The sequence below is a fragment of the Aeromonas sp. s2 genome (genome assembly GCF_040907935.1).
Taxonomy (GTDB): domain Bacteria; phylum Pseudomonadota; class Gammaproteobacteria; order Enterobacterales; family Aeromonadaceae; genus Aeromonas; species Aeromonas dhakensis.
In genome coordinates this window covers 1-20,081 of the sequence record NZ_JBFOCR010000031.1, presented here as the reverse complement: position 1 = coordinate 20,081, position 20,081 = coordinate 1, and the positions used below count along the sequence as shown (strand labels likewise).

The following is a 20,081-nucleotide window of genomic DNA, read 5'->3' as shown; positions in this document are numbered from 1 at the left end:
ACGTACACTTCAGATTCGAACTTGGTGTGCGGCTTGATGGTGCCCGGCTTGGCCAGTACCTGACCACGCTCTACGTCTTCACGCTTCACGCCACGCAGCAGCGCGCCAACGTTCTCGCCTGCACGACCTTCGTCCAGCAGTTTGCGGAACATTTCAACGCCGGTACAAGTGGTCTTGGTGGTATCTTTGATACCAACGATTTCCACTTCTTCACCAACTTTAACAATACCGCGCTCTACACGACCGGTTACTACGGTACCACGGCCAGCGATGGAGAATACGTCTTCGATCGGCATCAGGAACGGCTGGTCAATTGCGCGCTCCGGCTCCGGAATGTAGGTGTCCAGGTGGCCAGCCAGTTCCAGGATCTTCTCTTCCCACTGAGCTTCGCCTTCCAGCGCTTTCAGTGCGGAACCACGTACTACCGGCAGGTCATCACCCGGGAAGTCGTACTCGGACAGCAGTTCGCGAACTTCCATCTCGACCAGTTCCAGCAGTTCTTCGTCATCTACCATGTCACACTTGTTCATGAACACGATGATGTACGGAACGCCTACCTGACGACCCAGCAGGATGTGCTCACGAGTCTGCGGCATCGGGCCGTCAGTCGCTGCTACTACCAGGATCGCGCCGTCCATCTGGGCAGCACCGGTGATCATGTTTTTAACGTAGTCGGCGTGACCCGGGCAGTCTACGTGGGCGTAGTGACGGGTAGCGGTGTCGTATTCTACGTGGGAGGTGTTGATGGTGATACCACGCTCACGCTCTTCCGGCGCCTTGTCGATCTGGTCGAAGGCGAAAGCTTTACCACCGAAGTGCTTGGCCAGCACGTTGGTGATGGCGGCGGTCAGGGTGGTTTTACCGTGGTCAACGTGGCCGATGGTGCCGACGTTTACGTGCGGTTTATTACGCTCAAATTTTTCTTTAGACACGACGTAGTCCTTCTAGGTTAAACCCGCCTACCGTCGTAGGCGGGGAATCTTAAATTACTTGGATTTGCGCTCTTCGATCACGGCCTGGGCGACGTTGGTCGGGGCATCGTGATACTTGGCGAATTCCATGGCGTAGGAAGCACGACCCTGGGTAGCAGAACGCAGGGAGGTAGCGTAACCGAACATTTCGGCCAGCGGCACCAGAGCACGTACGATCTTGCCGGACGGGCCATCTTCCATGCCTTCGATCAGGCCGCGACGACGGTTCAGGTCACCGATAACGTCGCCCATGTAGTCTTCCGGAGTCTCGACTTCGACCTTCATGATCGGCTCGAGCAGTACCGGGTTGGCCTTCATGAAGCCAGCCTTGAACGCCAGAGAAGCAGCGATCTTGAACGCCAGTTCGGAAGAGTCGACATCGTGGTAAGAACCGAAGTGCAGACGCACGCCCAGATCCATTACCGGATAGCCTGCCAGCGGGCCGGACTTCAGCTGCTCGCGGATACCCTTGTCAACACCCGGGATGAATTCGCCCGGAATGACGCCACCCTTGATGTCGTTGACGAACTCGTAGGCTTTGCCTTCTTCCAGCGGGTACATGTCGATAACGACGTGACCGTACTGACCACGACCACCGGACTGCTTGGCGTGCTTACCTTCGATATCCTTGACGGTGTTACGAATGGTTTCACGGTAGGCAACCTGCGGCTTACCTACGTTCGCTTCTACCTTGAACTCGCGACGCATACGGTCAACGATGATGTCCAGGTGCAGCTCACCCATACCGGCGATGATGGTTTGACCAGACTCTTCGTCGGTCCATACGCGGAAGGACGGATCTTCCTGAGCCAGACGGCCCAGAGCCAGACCCATCTTCTCCTGGTCGGCCTTGGATTTCGGCTCAACGGCGATGGAGATTACCGGCTCCGGGAATTCCATACGCTCCAGGATGATCGGTGCGTTCTCGTCACACAGGGTATCACCGGTGGTGACGTCCTTCAGGCCGATGGCAGCAGCGATGTCGCCTGCGCGAACTTCTTTGATCTCTTCACGCTTGTTGGCGTGCATCTGAACGATACGGCCAAAACGCTCGCGCTTCTCTTTAACGGAGTTCAGCACGGAGTCACCGGAGTTAACCACACCGGAGTAAACGCGGAAGAAGGTCAGGTTGCCCACGAACGGGTCGGTAGCAATCTTGAACGCCAGAGCAGAGAACGGCTCGTCATCGGAAGCGTGACGCTCGTCTTTGGTCTCGCCATCCAGCTTCAGACCGTCGATCGCAGCAACGTCGGTCGGCGCCGGCAGATACTCGATCACGGCATCCAGCATGGCCTGTACGCCCTTGTTCTTGAACGCGGAGCCACAGGTAACCAGGATGATTTCGTTGTTCAGAACGCGCTGACGAAGAGCTTTCTTGATCTCTTCCTCGGTCAGTTCTTCACCACCCAGGTATTTTTCCATCAGGTCTTCAGACGCTTCAGCAGCGGCTTCAACCAGGTTCATGCGCATTTCTTGCGCCTGTTCCAGCAGCTCGGCCGGCACGTCTTCGTAATCGAAGGAAACGCCCTGGTCAGCTTCGCTCCAGTTGATGGCTTTCATCTTGACCAGATCGATAACGCCCTTGAAGTTCTCTTCTGAACCGATGTTCAGTTGCAGCGGAACCGGGTTACCTTTCAGACGGGTCTTGATGTGCTCAACGCAGCGCAGGAAGTTGGCACCGGTACGGTCCATCTTGTTGACGAACGCGATACGGGGAACCTTGTACTTGTTAGCCTGACGCCATACGGTCTCAGACTGGGGCTGTACGCCACCTACGGCACAGTACACCATCACGGCGCCATCCAGAACACGCATGGAGCGCTCTACTTCGATAGTAAAGTCAACGTGGCCCGGGGTATCGATGATGTTGATACGGTGCGGTTGGAACTGTTTACCCATACCGGACCAGAAAGCGGTGGTCGCGGCGGAGGTGATGGTGATACCACGCTCTTGTTCCTGTTCCATCCAGTCCATGGTGGCAGCGCCATCGTGAACTTCACCGATCTTGTGACTTACACCGGTGTAAAACAGAACGCGCTCGGTAGTAGTAGTCTTACCGGCGTCGATGTGAGCGGAGATACCGATATTACGATAACGCTCAATGGGGGTTGTACGAGCCATTGTCATCCTCTTACTAGGGCACTTGTCCCCAGATAATTGAAGGTGCGCAGAGCCAAAAGACCCTGCGCAAGCGGATTACCAGCGGAAGTGAGCGAAGGCCTTGTTCGCTTCAGCCATACGGTGAACGTCTTCACGTTTCTTGACAGACGAACCCTTATTGTCAGCGGCATCCAGCAGCTCGCCAGCCAAACGCTGAGCCATTGATTTTTCACCACGTTTACGAGCGGCATCAACCAACCAGCGCATTGCCAGGGCATTGCGACGAACCGGACGAACTTCTACCGGTACCTGATAGGTTGCACCACCGACACGACGAGATTTAACCTCGACGGCCGGACGAATGTTGTCCAGGGCTTCTTCGAATACGGCCAGGTGCTCTTTGCCAGTCTTGGTGGCAATGATGTCCAGCGCGCCATATACGATGGCTTCGGAAACAGATTTCTTACCGTCAACCATTACTACGTTGACGAATTTAGCCAGCAGCTCTGATCCGAACTTGGGATCCGGCAGGATTTTACGCTGACCAACAACACGACGTCTTGGCATTTCAAATTCTCCGTAACTTCAGGGGTTACCCAAAACTAGAAAGTTATCTAACTAGAAACGAATTAACGTTTGGCCTTACTTAACGGAGAACCATTAAGCTTTCGGACGCTTCACGCCGTACTTGGAGCGAGCCTGCTTACGGTCTTTAACACCGGCACAGTCCAACGCACCACGAACGGTGTGGTAACGAACACCTGGCAAGTCTTTTACACGACCGCCACGGATCAGAACAACAGAGTGCTCTTGCAGGTTGTGACCTTCACCACCGATGTAGGAGGTGACTTCGAAGCCGTTGGTCAGACGTACACGGCACACTTTACGCAGTGCAGAGTTAGGCTTCTTCGGGGTGGTGGTGTATACACGAGTGCACACGCCACGCTTCTGAGGGCACGCTTCCAGCGCCGGCACGTTGCTTTTCACAACGAGCTTGATGCGTGGCTTGCGAACCAACTGGTTAATAGTTGCCATCAAAAGGCTCCTGATAATGACTTCATAAACATGTGAAAAATCCTCCCCGCAGATACGGGGACGCGAAATTTTATGCCCTGTTGTCAAGGGAGTCAAGATTTATACAATCCGTGTCGGGAACGGCACGGCAGAATGTGTGTAAAGGCACGGTAAGTCACTGAAATTATTTTATAAAAACAGTTTCTAGCCACCCCAGGTCTGCGGTGAGCCTTTTTCGGCGATCAGCGCGACCAGGTCGGCCATCTCCAAATCCATCCCGATCCGTGACTGCAACCCCCTCGCCTGCAGGTCCTCCCGCATCACGTAGAGCGGAACGCCTGTCAGCCGCTCGCTCCACAACGGGGCCGTTGCCGCGACGACGGCGTCCTGCATCAGCACCAACACATCGTCAGGCTGGCGATAGGCCAGTGCCTGCTCCAGCTCCCGACTCTGGAAGGGAGAAGTCAATATCAGCTGTATCATGGCTACCTCAAAAACAGATGTGGGTGCTGCAGTCGCCCCACTGACGACGAATGTCGGATCGGGAGAGACCGGTCACCGGGATCAGCAGCTCCTCGGGGGTCAGCCCCCGTTCCGCCAACGAGTCGGTACACACATAGACCTCTTCGATGTCGTACAGCTCGAGCATCTTGAAGGTCGGCGCATAGTGACGCTGCAAGATGGTCTGCGGCTGCTGGTCCTTGAGCAATTGCAGCACGCCGTCCTCGATGAGAAACAGCGCCAGCGACTCCGTCATGGCAGACGTGGCCAGCAGGGCGTCGAGACCTTCCCGGCCAGCCGCAGTACCATGAGGCCCGCGCCGGCAAATGAACGCTATCTTGTGCATGCTTCCCCCCCTAGAACTGGACAAAGCGATCGGCGGTCAGGCTGGCTTCCGCCAGCTGGCCCAACCCGCTCAGGCAAAAGGGCGCTTCCAGATTGAACTGCGCTCTGCCCATCCCCTTGGCTTCCTGCTCATCCAGTACACCACGACGCATGGCCGCCGCCACGCACACGTCGATACGGATCCCCTGCTGGATGGCGAGCTCGCGCCACAGGGCGACCAGGTTGCTCTCATCGGAGGCGGGAGCATGCAGACCGTTGCCGTTGCAGACCCCATCCTGATAGAAAAACAGGTGAGACAGTCGATGACCCTGTTCGATGACGCTCAGGGCAAAGCGATAGGCCGTGCTGGCCGACTGGGTACCATAGGCCGGCCCCGTCACCAGCAAGGCGAAATTGAGACTCATATCCGGACTCCTGCGCATGTATCAGCCCATTCTACGCCAAATACGAAAAAGCCCCTCCTGGGAGGGGCTCTTCGTACCGCCTTGGATCAGACGTAAGCGATGGCTTCGACTTCAACCAGCACGTCCTTGGGCAGGCGCGCCACTTCCACGCAGGAGCGGGCCGGGGCCGATTCACCGAAGTAACGGGCATAAACCTGGTTGAAGGCAACAAAGTTGTTCATGTCGCTGAGGAAACAGGTGGTCTTCAGCACCTTGCTGGTGTCGGCACCCGCTGCCTTCAATACTGCAACCAGGTTCTTCATCACCTGCTCGGCCTGAGCCTCGATACCGCCAGCCACGATCTCCATGGTGGCCGGATCGAGCGGGATCTGCCCTGAGGTGAAGACCAGCTCGCCCAGTTTGGTGGCCTGAACATATGGACCAATTGCGGCAGGAGCCTTGTCGGTTGCAATAACTTCTTTAGCCATTCTTGTCTATCCCCTTCTATGGCGCTTATTCGTTTTCGTCTTCACCCTGCTTGCGCTGTCGGATGTACAGATAAACGGTGTGTTTGGAAATATTCAGTTTGTCGGCGACCAGGTTGATCGAGTCCTTGATATCAAATATGCCCTTCTCGAACAACTGGGTCACGATAAACCTGTTTTTGGCATTGTTGGCAACGGTCGGATCGCGGTTGATTTCGTCGATGGTATTGTCCACCGTCTGGGCAACCAGCTCTTCCACACTGTTGGCAAAGGTCTCCGGCGACTGACGCTCGACTTGTTGCGGCGTCGGGAAGAATTCGGCGACAAACTCGTGAAAAGGCGCATTGATGTGCAGGTTGATACAGATAAGGCCGATCACCTGCCTGTCGCTGTTCCTGATGGCGATGGTGCTCGACTTCATCAGGGCACCGGTGCGACTGCGAGCAAAATAGCTCTGGGTGTAATCCTGGCCGGTATTCTCTATGTCCTTGAGCATACGCAGCGCGAGATCGGTAATGGGGGCCCCCTCATTACGTCCCGTATTGAACCCGTTGGCAATCTTGATCACGGACTCGTGCAGATTTTCCAGGGAGTGGAGCACCACTTCACAGTGCTTGCCGAACAGCTCAGCCAAGCCGTCGATAAGCCCATCGTATGAGCGCAACAATTCCCTGTCTTCATCTGTAAAAGTGCGACCGATCAGTTGCTCTTCGGGAAGCATCACTTCCTCGATACCGACAGTCATGTTCTACCCCTGTAATACCCATTCAACTTTCCCGAGTTTTCAGTTGCGAGGGTTCAATGTCAACTTTTTTTGATTTTTTACTCCGCAACCTTGCTCTGGATCATCCGAATATCCGCGTGGCATCAGGCTTTGCCGAGAAAACAGCCAATAAAAAGGGCCCCATAAAGGGGCCCTTTTTCAATCACTGCAGCAGAAGATTACTCTTCGTCAAAGCTGCCGGCTGCGTTGAGCAGATCCGCCAGGTTTTGCTGAGCTTCATCGGCAGTCACCTGCGGTGCGGCAACGGCACGAGCGGCTGCGGCACGCTGGTTGATCCGGCTGTGGTGGTAGGCAAAGCCGGTACCAGCCGGGATCAGACGACCTACGATCACGTTCTCTTTCAGGCCACGCAGTTCGTCGCGCTTGCCGCCAACGGCAGCTTCGGTCAGAACGCGGGTGGTTTCCTGGAAGGAAGCCGCGGAGATGAAGGACTCGGTGCTCAGAGATGCCTTGGTAATACCCATCAGGATGTGACGGTAGGTGGCCGGGGTCTTGCCCTCAGCAACCAGCTTACGGTTGGCAATCTTCACGCGAGCCACTTCAACCTGTTCGCCTTCGATCAGGTCGGTGTCGCCAGCAGTCAGGATCTCGCACTTGCGCAGCATCTGACGAACGATGACTTCGATGTGCTTGTCGTTGATCTTAACGCCTTGCAGACGGTAAACGTCCTGCACTTCGTTGGCGATGTAGTTGGCGACCGGGCTGATACCGCGCAGACGCAGGATGTCGTGAGCAGACTCAGGACCGTCCGCCAGCACTTCACCCTTCTCAACTTTTTCACCTTCGAACACGTTCAGGTTACGCCACTTCGGAATCATCTCCTCGTAGACGTCGCCACCATCGGTCGGGGTGATGACCAGACGGCGTTTGCCCTTGGTCTCTTTCCCGAAGGAGATGGTACCGGAGATCTCGGCCAGGATGGCCGGCTCTTTCGGTTGACGTGCTTCGAACAGATCCGCAACGCGCGGCAGACCACCGGTGATGTCCTTGGTACCGCCGGACTCTTGCGGGATACGCGCTACCGCGTCACCCACGCCCACGTTGGCACCATCTTCCAGGTTCACGATCGCCTTGCCCGGCAGGAAGTACTGGGCGGCTACATCGGTACCCGGGATCATCACGTCCTTGCCGTTCAGGTCGACCAGTTTCACGGTCGGACGCATCTCTTTACCGGCGCTCGGACGCTCGTTGACGTCCAGCACGACGATGGAGGAGAGACCGGTCAACTCGTCGGTCTGACGAGTAATGGTCACGCCGTCGATCATGTGTTCGAAGTGCAGGCGACCCGCCACTTCGGTGATGATCGGGTGAGTGTGCGGATCCCAGTTGGCGACGGTTTCACCGGCGCTCACGGCCTGGCCATCCTTCACTTCCAGCACGGCACCGTAAGGCAGCTTGTGGCTTTCCTTGGTACGGCCCATCTCGTCCATGATGGTCAGTTCGGTAGAACGAGAGGTGATAACCAGTTTGTCGTCGCTGTTGTGAACGAACTTGGCGTTCTGCAGCTTGATGCTACCGGTGTTCTTGACCTGGATGCTGCTCTCGGCAGCGGCACGGGATGCGGCACCACCGATGTGGAAGGTACGCATCGTCAGCTGGGTACCCGGTTCACCGATGGACTGGGCAGCGATAACACCGACAGCCTCACCCTTGTTAACCAGGTGACCACGGGCCAGATCACGGCCGTAGCAGTGAGCACAGTTACCGAAGTCGGTCTCACAGGTGATGGCAGAACGTACCTTCACGCGGTCGACGGAGTTGCGCTCCAGCAGGTCACACAGCTGCTCGTCGAGCAGGGTGTTGCGTGCTACCAGCACTTCGTCTTCAGTACCCGGCTTGATCACGTCATCAGCAACCACACGGCCCAGTACGCGCTCACGCAGCGGCTCGACCACGTCGCCACCCTCGATCAGCGGAGTCATCCACAGACCTTCGGTAGTGCCGCAATCGTCCTCGGTGATCACCATGTCCTGTGCCACGTCTACCAGACGACGAGTCAGGTAACCAGAGTTCGCAGTCTTCAGTGCGGTATCCGCCAGACCCTTACGAGCACCGTGAGTGGAGATGAAGTACTGCAGTACGTTCAGACCTTCGCGGAAGTTCGCGACGATCGGCGTCTCGATGATGGAGCCATCCGGCTTGGCCATCAGGCCACGCATACCGGCCAGCTGACGAATCTGGGCTGCGGAACCCCGCGCACCGGAGTCGGCCATCATGAAGATGCTGTTGAACGAGGCTTGCTCTTCTTCTTCACCCAGCGAGTTGACGTTACGCTCTTTGGACAAGTTCTCCATCATGGCCTTGGAAACACGCTCGTTGGCGCTGGCCCAGATATCGATAACCTTGTTGTAACGTTCGCCCGCGGTCACCAGACCGGACAGGAACTGGTCCTGGATCTCGGCAACTTCGGCTTCGGCAGAAGCAATGATGTCCTTCTTGGCATCCGGGATGACCATGTCATCAATACCAACGGACGCACCGGACAGGGCCGCATAGTGGAAACCGGTATACATCAGCTGGTCAGCGAAGATAACGGTGTCCTTCAGGCCCTGCTTGCGATAGCAGGTGTTCAGCAGACGAGAGATCAGCTTCTTGCCCAGCGCCTTGTTGGAGACGCACTTGATCCAGTTCTGCGGGTTGGCATCCAGATCAGCCTGTTCGGCGGCAGTCAGCACCTTCGGCTCGTCGATCAGGGCGTATTCCATGCCTTTCGGCAGGATCAGGCTCAGGATCGCACGACCAACGGTGGTGTTCTTCATCTCGGTCTTGGCAACCAGTTCACCGGCTTCGTTCTTCACGTACTCGGTGATACGGCACTTGACGCGCGCATGCAGGTCGGCCAGGCCGGCACGGTAGACCTTCTCAGCCTCTTTCGGACCGGACAGCACCATACCTTCGCCCTTGGCGGCGATACGGGCACGGGTCATGTAGTACAGACCCAAGACCACGTCCTGAGACGGAACGATGATCGGCTCACCGGAGGCAGGCGACAGGATGTTGTTGGTGGACATCATCAGCGCGCGCGCTTCCAGCTGGGCTTCCAGGGTCAGCGGTACGTGGACCGCCATCTGGTCACCGTCGAAGTCCGCGTTATAGGCGGCACAGACGAGCGGGTGCAGCTGGATGGCCTTGCCTTCGATCAGGGTCGGCTCGAACGCCTGGATACCCAGACGGTGCAGAGTCGGTGCACGGTTCAGCAGGACCGGGTGTTCGCGGATCACTTCGTCCAGGATGTCCCAGACAACAGCTTCTTCGCGCTCAACCATCTTCTTGGCGGCCTTGATGGTGGTCGCCAGACCGCGAGTTTCCAGCTTGCCATAGATGAAGGGCTTGAACAGTTCCAGCGCCATCTTCTTCGGCAGACCGCACTGATGCAGGCGCAGAGTCGGACCTACGGTGATAACGGAACGACCGGAGTAGTCGACACGCTTACCGAGCAGGTTCTGACGGAAACGACCTTGCTTACCCTTGATCATGTCGGCCAGGGATTTCAGCGGGCGCTTGTTGGAGCCGGTGATGGCACGGCCACGACGACCGTTGTCCAGCAGGGCATCCACGGACTCTTGCAGCATGCGCTTTTCGTTGCGCACGATGATGTCCGGTGCAGCCAGATCCAGCAGACGCTTCAGACGGTTGTTACGGTTGATCACGCGACGGTACAGATCGTTCAGATCGGAGGTCGCGAAACGGCCGCCGTCCAGCGGTACCAGCGGACGCAGGTCCGGCGGCAGCACAGGCAGCACTGTCATGATCATCCACTCCGGCTTGTTGCCGGACTGCAGGAAGGCTTCCATCAGCTTCAGACGCTTGGTGGTCTTCTTGCGCTTGGTCTCGGAGTTGGTCTGATCCAGCTCTTCGCGCATGGTGCGCACTTCGCCTTCCAGATCGATGGCGCGCAGCAATGCCAGGATTGCTTCGGCACCCATCTTGGCGTCGAATTCGTCGCCCCACTCTTCCAGTGCGTCCAGGTACTGCTCTTCGGACAGCATCTGGCTGCGCTCGAGGTTGGTCATGCCGGGTTCGATCACTACATAGGATTCGAAATACAGCACGCGCTCGATGTCACGCAGGGTCATGTCCAGCAGCAGGCCGATACGGGACGGCAGGGACTTCAGGAACCAGATGTGGGCAGTCGGGCTGGCCAGCTCGATGTGGCCCATACGCTCACGACGGACCTTGGTCTGGGTCACTTCTACGCCGCACTTCTCACAGATCACACCACGGTGTTTCAGGCGCTTGTACTTGCCGCACAGACACTCGTAGTCCTTCACCGGTCCGAAGATACGGGCGCAGAACAGACCATCACGCTCCGGCTTGAAAGTCCGGTAGTTGATGGTCTCAGGCTTTTTGACCTCACCGAATGACCAGGAGCGGATCATGTCAGGAGAGGCCAGACCGATCTTGATACTGTCAAACTCTTCGGTCTTGGTCTGAGCCTTCAAAAACTTGAGTAAGTCTTTCACGTGTTTCCCCTGTCAGGAGTCTAACCTCGGCGCCCCTCTCGGGGCGCCCACGTCAATTCTCGAACAATAAGAGCGAGCTCTTACTCTTCGTCCAGCTCGATGTTGATACCCAGAGAGCGGATTTCCTTCAGCAATACGTTGAAGGATTCGGGCATGCCCGGCTCCATACGGTGGTCGCCATCCACGATGTTCTTGTACATCTTGGTACGGCCATTCACATCGTCAGACTTGACGGTCAGCATCTCCTGCAGGGTATATGCCGCACCGTAAGCCTCCAGGGCCCACACTTCCATCTCACCGAAACGCTGACCACCGAACTGCGCCTTACCACCCAGCGGCTGCTGGGTAACCAGGCTGTAGGAGCCGGTAGAACGCGCGTGCATCTTGTCGTCTACCAGGTGGTTCAGCTTCAGCATGTACATGTAACCCACGGTGACCTTACGCTCGAAGGCGTTACCGGTACGACCGTCGAACAGGGCGATCTGACCGGATTCCGGCAGGTCGGCCAGCTTCAGCAGGGCCTTGATTTCGCGCTCTTTGGCGCCATCAAATACCGGCGTTGCCACCGGCAGACCCTTGCGCAGGTTACCGACCAGGGTACGTACGTCGTCGTCGGACAGCTCGGCCACGTTCACTTGCTGGGTGTCTTTCTCGCCCAGGTCATAGACCTGTTGCAGGAAGTCACGCATCTCGTGCAGCTCACGCTGTTCCTTGACCATGCGGTCGATCTTCTCGCCGATACCCTTGGCCGCGAGGCCCAGGTGCACTTCGAGGATCTGACCGATGTTCATACGGGACGGTACGCCCAACGGGTTCAGAACGATGTCGACCGGACGGCCGTACTCGTCATGGGGCATATCCTCGACCGGACAGATCTTGGAGATAACACCCTTGTTACCGTGACGACCCGCCATCTTGTCACCCGGCTGGATGCGACGCTTGACGGCCAGATAGACCTTGACGATCTTCAGTACGCCCGGCGCCAGGTCATCGCCCTGGATGATCTTGCGACGCTTGTTCTCGAATTTCTTGTCGAACTCGGCCTTCAGCTCAACGTGCTGTTCAGCGATCTGTTCCAGCTCGATTTGCTTGGCTTCATCTTCGATGGCCAGTTCAAACCACTTGGAGCGATCGAGCTTGTTCAGACGGTCTTCGCTGTAACCGGCGGCCAGCAGCAGGTTGCGGGAGCGGCCGAAAATGCCGTCTTCCAGGATCTTGAACTCTTCGGTCAAGTCCTTCTTCGCTTCCTTCAGCTGCATCTCTTCGATTTCTTTGGCGCGCTTGTCTTTTTCCACGCCGTCGCGGGTAAAGACCTGCACGTCAACCACGGTACCGTACACACCGTTCGGCACACGCAGGGAAGAGTCCTTCACGTCGGACGCCTTCTCACCGAAGATGGCGCGCAGCAGCTTCTCTTCCGGAGTCAGCTGGGTTTCACCTTTCGGGGTCACCTTGCCGACCAGAATGTCGCCGCCCTTCACTTCCGCACCCACGTAGACGATACCGGACTCGTCCAGCTTGGACAGAGCGGCTTCACCCACGTTCGGAATGTCGGCAGTGATCTCTTCCGGACCCAGCTTGGTGTCACGGGAGATACAGGCCAGTTCCTGGATGTGAATGGTGGTCAGGCGATCTTCCTGAACAACACGCTCGTTCACCAGGATCGAGTCTTCGAAGTTGTAACCGTTCCACGGCATGAATGCGACGCGCAGGTTCTGACCCAGCGCCAGTTCACCCAAGTCGGTGGACGGACCGTCAGCCAGTACGTCGCCCGCCATTACCGGCTCGCCCAACATCACGCACGGACGCTGGTTGATACAGGTGTTCTGGTTGGAACGGGTGTATTTGGTCAGGCTGTAGATGTCGATGCCGGCTTCGCCAGGCAGCAGCTCATCTTCGTTGACCTTGATAACGATACGGGAGGCATCGACGTAGTCGATCATGCCGCCACGCTTGGCCACTACGGTAACACCGGAGTCAACGGCCACAGCGCGTTCCATACCGGTACCAACCAGCGGCTTGTCGGCGCGCAGAGTCGGTACAGCCTGACGTTGCATGTTTGAACCCATCAATGCGCGGTTCGCGTCATCGTGTTCCAGGAAGGGGATCAGGGCCGCTGCCACAGAGACGATCTGTTGCGGGCTCACGTCCATATACTGGATCTGGTCGGCGTTCATAAAGGTGGATTCACCTTTGTGACGGCACGGGATCAATTCATCTTTCAGACGGCCATCTTCGGTGGTCGCGGCGTTAGCCTGTGCGATCACGTACTTGCCTTCTTCAATAGCAGACAGATAGTCCACTTCGTCGGTGATCACACCGTCAATGACCTTGCGGTACGGGGTCTCGAGGAAACCGTACTCGTTGGTACGAGAGTACACGGACAAGGAGTTGATCAGACCGATGTTCGGACCTTCAGGAGTCTCGATGGGGCACAGACGACCGTAGTGGGTCGGGTGTACGTCTCGAACTTCAAAGCCGGCACGCTCACGAGTCAAACCGCCCGGGCCCAGCGCGGAGATACGGCGCTTGTGGGTCACTTCGGACAGCGGGTTGTTCTGGTCCATGAACTGGGACAGCTGGCTGGAACCAAAGAACTCTTTGACTGCGGCGGAGATCGGCTTGGCGTTGATCAGATCCTGCGGCATCAGGGTGTCCAGGTCGCCCAGGGAGAGACGCTCCTTGACCGCACGCTCGACACGCACCAGACCGACACGGAACTGGTTCTCGGCCATTTCACCGACAGAACGGATACGACGGTTACCCAGGTGGTCGATATCGTCCACTTCGTCGTTACCGTTACGGATGTCGATCAGGCGCTTCATCACATCGACGATGTCGTCTTTGGTCAGAGTGCCCACGCCGGTCTCGTCTTCACGAGCCAGACGGCGGTTGAACTTCATCCGACCTACGGTAGACAGGTCGTAACGCTCGGAAGAGAAGAACAGGTTCTCGAACAGCTGCTCTGCGGCTTCGCGAGTCGGCGGCTCACCCGGACGCATCATGCGATAGATTTCGACCAGGGCTTCCAGGCGGCTGGAGCTGGAGTCGATACGCAGGGTCTCGGACATGTAGGCACCGTGGTCCAGTTCGTTGGTGAACAGAACCTCGAAGTGCTTGAAGCCGGCTTGGGAGAGGTTGGCTACCGCTTCCAGGCTCAGCGCCTGGTTGGCAGTCACTACCATCTCGCCAGTTTGCGGATGTGCGTAGTCCTTGGCAGCAACTTTGCCAACAACATACTCAACCGGTACCTCAATCTGGGTAACGGAATCTTTTTCCAACTGACGGATGTGACGCGCAGTCACTCGACGACCGGTCTCAACCACCACGGCGCCATTGGCCACGATGTCAAAGGTCGCAGTTTCACCACGCAGGCGCTCCGGCACCAGATCCATCATCAGCTTGCCATCTTTGACTTCGAAACCGATAGTCTCGAAGAAGGTGGCCAGAATCTGTTCGGAACTGAAATCCAGGGCACGCAGAATAATGGATGCCGGCAGTTTGCGACGACGGTCGATACGGACAAACAGGTTGTCTTTCGCATCGAACTCGAAGTCCAGCCAGGAGCCACGGTAGGGAATAACGCGCGCGTTATACAGCACCTTACCGGATGAATGTGTTTTGCCTTTATCGTGGTCGAAGAAGACGCCCGGGCTGCGGTGCAGCTGGGAGACGATTACCCGCTCGGTACCATTGATGACAAAGGTGCCGTTCTCGGTCATGAGCGGAATTTCGCCCATGTATACTTCTTGTTCCTTGATGTCTTTGACGGTGCCGGCAGCTGCTTCACGGTCGTACAGAACCATACGAAGCTTGACACGCAGCGGCGCGGAGTAGGTCACTCCACGGATCTGGCATTCTTTTACGTCAAATACCGGCTCACCCAGGCGATAGCTGACATACTGAAGCTCAGCACTACCGGAGTAACTGGTGATCGGGAAAACGCTACGGAAAGCGGCCTCTAGGCCATATTCACCTTCCGGGTCAGCCTCGATGAACTGCTTGAAGGAGTCCAGCTGAATGGACAACAGATAAGGCGTGTCCAGTACCTGGTCTCGCTTACCGAAGTCCTTACGAATGCGTTTTTTTTCGGTATAAGAGTAAACCATAGGGTTCCTCAGCTCGCTGATAAGTGACCCACTCTGTCCCACGGGACAGCTCTGTCTCAACACCGTTTTGTGTTGGCCCGGACGAAAGAAAACAGTCCGGATTGCTGGTGCACCGAGAGTCGTAAACGGTGTGAAATGCTCTCAGTCTACAGCGCAAAAAGGCTGGTGAACAAAAATTCACCAGCCCTAGCCTGTTTTATCAGGCTAATCTACATAAATGCAGATTATTTGATCTCAACAGAAGCACCGGCAGCTTCCAGCTCTTTCTTCAGAGCTTCAGCTTCGTCCTTGGACACGCCTTCCTTCAGGTTAGCCGGGGCAGCTTCTACCAGATCTTTGGCTTCTTTCAGGCCCAGACCGGTAGCGCCACGAACGGCTTTGATAACGGCAACTTTGTTGGCGCCAGCAGCAGTCAGAACTACGTCGAACTCGGTCTTCTCTTCTACTGCTTCAGCAGCAGCCGGGCCGGCCATTACGGCAGCAGCGGCAGAAACACCGAACTTCTCTTCCATAGCTTCGATCAGCTCAACAACTTCCATTACGGACATGGAAGCAACGGCTTCGATGATTTGGTCTTTAGTGATAGACATGACAAAAATTCCTGATGTTGAATAAACTCAAACAGCCTAGATAGGCGAGAATCAAGCAGCAGCTTGTTTCTGGTCGCGAACAGCAGCGATAGTACGAACCAGCTTGCCAGCAGAGGCTTCCTTCATGGTAGCCATCAGCTTCGCAATTGCTTCTTCGTAAGTCGGCAGCGTGGCCAGACGATCAATTTGTGCTGCGGCGATAAACTCACCGTTAAAAGCGCCAGCCTTGATTTCGAACTTTTGGTTCGCTTTGGCAAACTCTTTGAACAGACGAGCGGCAGCGCCCGGGTGTTCGTTAGAGAAAGCAATCAAGGTAGGACCGGTAAATGCGTCGTTCAGGCACTCGTATTCGGTACCTTCTACCGCGCGACGCAGCAGGGTGTTACGCACAACGCGCATGTACACACCAGCTTCACGAGCGGTTTTACGCAGGACGGTCATCTTGTCTACAGTCACGCCGCGAGAATCGGCAATCACTGCAGAAAGAGCGCCTTTGGCAGCTTCGTTGACTTCAGCAACAATTGCCTTTTTGTCTTCGAGTCCCAATGCCATTGGCTTAACTCCTGGATTGAATCCGGGTCAATTGACCCAGTACTGACACATCCCCCCTACCTTTACAACAGAGGGGAACGATGCGGTAGCAGGATTCCAGAAGAGAAAGAATCTTTCTCGCTGGGTTTCCGGCACCGTCTACGCAGGAAGTATTAAGGCCTAACGGCCTCCTGCGGTCTTGGACGGAGGTCGAAGCCCCCAACCAATCAAGGCGCAAAATTATAGATTAAATTTTGCGCCTTGTAAAATCCATCAATTAGGCCTGAGCTTCCAGAGTAGCTTGGTCTACGGCAACACCGGCACCCATAGTGGTGGAGATGCTTACCTTCTTGATGTACTGACCCTTGGCGGAGGACGGCTTGGCCTTTTTCAAGGCAACCAGCAGAGCTTCCAAGTTCTCTTTCAACTGAACTTCGTTGAAGGAAACTTTGCCCAGGGTAGTGTGAATGATACCGTTCTTGTCGTTACGGTAACGAACCTGACCAGCCTTGGCGTTCTTGACGGCTTCGGCTACGTTCGGGGTTACAGTACCAACTTTCGGGTTCGGCATCAGGCCGCGCGGGCCCAGGATTTGACCCAGTTGACCAACAACGCGCATGGCATCCGGGGATGCGATCACGACGTCGAAGTTCATCTCGCCTTTCTTGACCAGATCGGCCAGGTCATCCATGCCAACCAGCTCAGCACCGGCAGCTTTGGCAGCTTCAGCGTTGGCACCTTGGGTGAACACGGCTACGCGTACATCACGACCGGTACCGTGCGGCAGTACAGTAGCACCACGTACGTTCTGGTCAGATTTACGAGCATCGATACCCAGGTTAACAGCAACGTCAACGCTTTCAACGAACTTGGCGGTAGCCAGTTCTTTCAGCAGGGCAATGGCTTCGTTGATGGAGTACTCTTTGGTACCGTCAACTTTTTCGCGAATAACGCGCATACGCTTGGACAGTTTAGCCATTGTCTTACTCCTCCACTACCAGGCCCATGGAACGAGCGGAGCCGGCGATGCAACGTACTTTTGCATCCAGATCGGCACCGGTCATATCCGGCTCTTTGGTCTTGGCGATTTCTTGCAGCTGGGCAACAGTCACCTTACCAACCTTGTCTTTGTTCGGCTTGGCGGAACCAGACTGGATACCAGCAGCTTTCTTCAGCAGGAAGGAAGCGGGCGGAGTCTTGGTTTCGAAGGTGAAGGAACGGTCGCTGTAAACGGTGATCACGACCGGAGTCGGAGAACCTTTTTCCAGCTTCTCTGTACGAGCGTTGAACGCTTTACAGAATTCCATGATGTTAACACCGTGCTGACCCAGAGCAGGACCAACGGGAGGGCTGGGGTTAGCACTGCCAGCCTTAACTTGCAGCTTGATATAAGCTGTGACTTTCTTAGCCATTACAAAAATACCTCAGAAATGGGTTCTAACGCCTCGGAGACATGCTCCTGCAAACGGCTCCCCAACTAATAAAGGGGCAGCGAATTATAATGACATTCGCTGCCCCTGACAACCGTTAACGAACAGAGTTTAATCAGCCTTTTTCGACCTGACCAAAATCCAGCTCTACCGGAGTAGAACGGCCGAAGATCAGTACGGAGACCTTCACGCGGCTCTTTTCGTAGTCCACCTCTTCAACGGTACCGTTGAAATCGGCGAACGGACCATCGGCAACCCGCACCATCTCACCCGGTTCAAACAGGGTTTTCGGACGCGGCTTGTCGTGGGCATCTTGCAGACGATTGAGGATGGCATCCGCTTCCTTATCGGAGATAGGAGCAGGACGATCAGAGGTGCCACCGATGAAGCCCATGACGCGCGGTACGTTGCGTACCAGGTGCCATGTGGTTTCATCCATGATCATCTGAACCAGGACGTAGCCCGGGAAAAACTTGCGCTCACTCTTGCGCTTCTGGCCAGCACGCATCTCGACCACTTCTTCGGTCGGGACCAGCACTTCACCGAACATGTCTTCCATGCCATGCATCTTGATATGTTCACGCAGGGATTTGGCGACACGGCCTTCATAGCCGGAAAACGCCTGCACGACATACCATCTCATACGCTGTTCACGTTGTTCAGTCATGGCTTATCCTTACACACCGGTAATCAGGTTGACCAACCAGACCAGGGCACCGTCCAGAACGAACAGCAGCAGCCCCATCACGGCAGTCACCGCCAGCACAATCAGGGTTGTCTGAATGGCTTCCTGACGGGTCGGCCATACGACCTTGCGTACTTCCAGGCGAGACTCACGGGCAAATGCCAGTGTTGCCTTTCCCTTGGTGGTTTGCAGGGCTACTGCACCGGCAGCAGCAATGACAACGACCACACCCAGGGCGCGGACGGCAGCGACAACATCGTTGAGCAGGTAATTACCCACTACAGCGGCAGCCAGGATAATGAAAACCAGGCCCCAAAGCAGGGTATCCTTGCTTCCGCCCTGGCTCTCAGAACTAACACTCATACAACCCACCTGTATCTGACGTAACCAAAGACACAAAAGCCCCGTACGAGACGAGGTATATGGCAGGGGCGGCAGGACTCGAACCCGCAACCATCGGTTTTGGAGACCGCTGTTCTACCAATTCGAACTACGCCCCTGCATAAGAAAGCCCCTATTATAGGGGCTTTGCTTTATTTATGTAAGCCAAAGATTAAGCGATAACTTTAGCTACAACACCAGCACCTACGGTACGGCCACCTTCACGGATGGCGAAACGCAGGCCGTCGTCCATCGCGATCGGCGCAATCAGGGTAACAACCATCTTGATGTTGTCGCCCGGCATGACCATCTCTACGCCTTCCGGCAGTTCGATGGTACCGGTCACGTCGGTAGTACGGAAGTAGAACTGCGGACGGTAGCCTTTGAAGAACGGGGTGTGACGACCACCTTCTTCTTTGGACAGTACGTACACTTCAGATTCGAACTTGGTGTGCGGCTTGATGGTGCCCGGCTTGGCCAGTACCTGACCACGCTCTACGTCTTCACGCTTCACGCCACGCAGCAGCGCGCCAACGTTCTCGCCTGCACGACCTTCGTCCAGCAGTTTGCGGAACATTTCAACGCCGGTACAAGTGGTCTTGGTGGTATCTTTGATACCAACGATTTCCACTTCTTCACCAACTTTAACAATACCGCGCTCTACACGACCGGTTACTACGGTACCACGGCCAGCGATGGAGAATACGTCTTCGATCGGCATCAGGAACGGCTGGTCAATTGCGCGCTCCGGCTCCGGAATGTAGGTGTCCAGGTGGCCAGCCAGTTCCAGGATCTTCTCTTCCCACTGAGCTTCGCCTTCCAGCGCTTTCAGTGCGGAACCACGTACTACCGGCAGGTCATCACCCGGGAAGTCGTACTCGGACAGCAGTTCGCGAACTTCCATCTCGACCAGTTCCAGCAGTTCTTCGTCATCTACCATGTCACACTTGTTCATGAACACGATGATGTACGGAACGCCTACCTGACGACCCAGCAGGATGTGCTCACGAGTCTGCGGCATCGGGCCGTCAGTCGCTGCTACTACCAGGATCGCGCCGTCCATCTGGGCAGCACCGGTGATCATGTTTTTAACGTAGTCGGCGTGACCCGGGCAGTCTACGTGGGCGTAGTGACGGGTAGCGGTGTCGTATTCTACGTGGGAGGTGTTGATGGTGATACCACGCTCACGCTCTTCCGGCGCCTTGTCGATCTGGTCGAAGGCGAAAGCTTTACCACCGAAGTGCTTGGCCAGCACGTTGGTGATGGCGGCGGTCAGGGTGGTTTTACCGTGGTCAACGTGGCCGATGGT

General features: G+C 56.2%; 18 protein-coding genes and 1 tRNA gene. All 19 read right to left on the bottom strand.

What is annotated here, in order from left to right:
• Positions 1-932: elongation factor Tu (tuf, locus tag AB5Y81_RS21570; RefSeq protein ID WP_094696491.1), on the bottom strand; the 932-nt coding region annotated here is incomplete at its 3' end.
• 54 nt (positions 933-986) lie between these two features.
• A complete protein-coding gene (gene fusA / locus AB5Y81_RS21565) occupies positions 987-3,092 on the bottom strand; it encodes an elongation factor G (RefSeq protein WP_005306261.1) in 2,106 nt (701 codons plus the stop codon).
• A 75-nt stretch (positions 3,093-3,167) separates the two neighbouring features.
• A complete protein-coding gene (gene rpsG, locus AB5Y81_RS21560) occupies positions 3,168-3,638 on the bottom strand; it encodes a 30S ribosomal protein S7 (RefSeq protein WP_005306266.1) in 471 nt (156 codons plus the stop codon).
• Between the two features lie 93 nt (positions 3,639-3,731).
• Positions 3,732-4,106 (bottom strand): 30S ribosomal protein S12, encoded by a 375-nt coding sequence (rpsL, locus tag AB5Y81_RS21555; RefSeq protein ID WP_005306278.1) that lies wholly within the window; start codon positions 4,104-4,106, stop codon positions 3,732-3,734.
• A gap of 183 nt (positions 4,107-4,289) precedes the next feature.
• Positions 4,290-4,568, bottom strand: coding sequence for a sulfurtransferase complex subunit TusB (gene tusB, locus AB5Y81_RS21550; RefSeq protein WP_005306280.1), 279 nt, complete (start codon positions 4,566-4,568; stop codon positions 4,290-4,292).
• A gap of 7 nt (positions 4,569-4,575) precedes the next feature.
• A complete protein-coding gene (gene tusC, locus AB5Y81_RS21545) occupies positions 4,576-4,932 on the bottom strand; it encodes a sulfurtransferase complex subunit TusC (RefSeq protein WP_017765118.1) in 357 nt (118 codons plus the stop codon).
• 10 nt (positions 4,933-4,942) lie between these two features.
• Complete coding sequence (gene tusD, locus AB5Y81_RS21540; RefSeq protein WP_017765117.1) at positions 4,943-5,335, bottom strand: sulfurtransferase complex subunit TusD; 393 nt, start codon at positions 5,333-5,335, stop codon at positions 4,943-4,945.
• Positions 5,336-5,421: 86 nt separating this feature from the next.
• Complete coding sequence (locus AB5Y81_RS21535; protein ID WP_005306289.1) at positions 5,422-5,802, bottom strand: RidA family protein; 381 nt, start codon at positions 5,800-5,802, stop codon at positions 5,422-5,424.
• A 25-nt stretch (positions 5,803-5,827) separates the two neighbouring features.
• Complete coding sequence (locus AB5Y81_RS21530) at positions 5,828-6,544, bottom strand: transcriptional regulator (protein WP_010635848.1); 717 nt, start codon at positions 6,542-6,544, stop codon at positions 5,828-5,830.
• Positions 6,545-6,741: 197 nt separating this feature from the next.
• Complete coding sequence (gene rpoC, locus AB5Y81_RS21525) at positions 6,742-11,046, bottom strand: DNA-directed RNA polymerase subunit beta' (RefSeq protein ID WP_005306298.1); 4,305 nt, start codon at positions 11,044-11,046, stop codon at positions 6,742-6,744.
• An 80-nt stretch (positions 11,047-11,126) separates the two neighbouring features.
• Entirely contained in the window at positions 11,127-15,155 is a 4,029-nt protein-coding gene (gene rpoB / locus AB5Y81_RS21520; protein WP_010635847.1) for a DNA-directed RNA polymerase subunit beta, read from the bottom strand.
• 224 nt (positions 15,156-15,379) lie between these two features.
• A complete protein-coding gene (rplL, locus tag AB5Y81_RS21515; RefSeq protein ID WP_005306304.1) occupies positions 15,380-15,745 on the bottom strand; it encodes a 50S ribosomal protein L7/L12 in 366 nt (121 codons plus the stop codon).
• A gap of 51 nt (positions 15,746-15,796) precedes the next feature.
• Entirely contained in the window at positions 15,797-16,297 is a 501-nt protein-coding gene (gene rplJ / locus AB5Y81_RS21510) for a 50S ribosomal protein L10 (protein ID WP_005306307.1), read from the bottom strand.
• A gap of 256 nt (positions 16,298-16,553) precedes the next feature.
• A complete protein-coding gene (rplA, locus tag AB5Y81_RS21505) occupies positions 16,554-17,255 on the bottom strand; it encodes a 50S ribosomal protein L1 (RefSeq protein ID WP_005306309.1) in 702 nt (233 codons plus the stop codon).
• 4 nt (positions 17,256-17,259) lie between these two features.
• Positions 17,260-17,688, bottom strand: coding sequence for a 50S ribosomal protein L11 (rplK, locus tag AB5Y81_RS21500; RefSeq protein ID WP_005306313.1), 429 nt, complete (start codon positions 17,686-17,688; stop codon positions 17,260-17,262).
• Positions 17,689-17,821: 133 nt separating this feature from the next.
• On the bottom strand, positions 17,822-18,373 hold the full coding sequence (nusG, locus tag AB5Y81_RS21495; protein ID WP_005306318.1) for a transcription termination/antitermination protein NusG: 552 nt from the start codon (positions 18,371-18,373) through the stop codon (positions 17,822-17,824).
• Positions 18,374-18,382: 9 nt separating this feature from the next.
• Positions 18,383-18,754, bottom strand: a complete 372-nt coding sequence (secE, locus tag AB5Y81_RS21490; RefSeq protein ID WP_005306322.1) for a preprotein translocase subunit SecE — start codon at positions 18,752-18,754, stop codon at positions 18,383-18,385.
• Between the two features lie 60 nt (positions 18,755-18,814).
• A tRNA-Trp gene (locus AB5Y81_RS21485) sits at positions 18,815-18,891 on the bottom strand.
• 53 nt (positions 18,892-18,944) lie between these two features.
• Positions 18,945-20,081 (bottom strand): elongation factor Tu (gene tuf / locus AB5Y81_RS21480; RefSeq protein ID WP_017788708.1); only part of this gene is annotated, 1,137 nt, incomplete at its 5' end.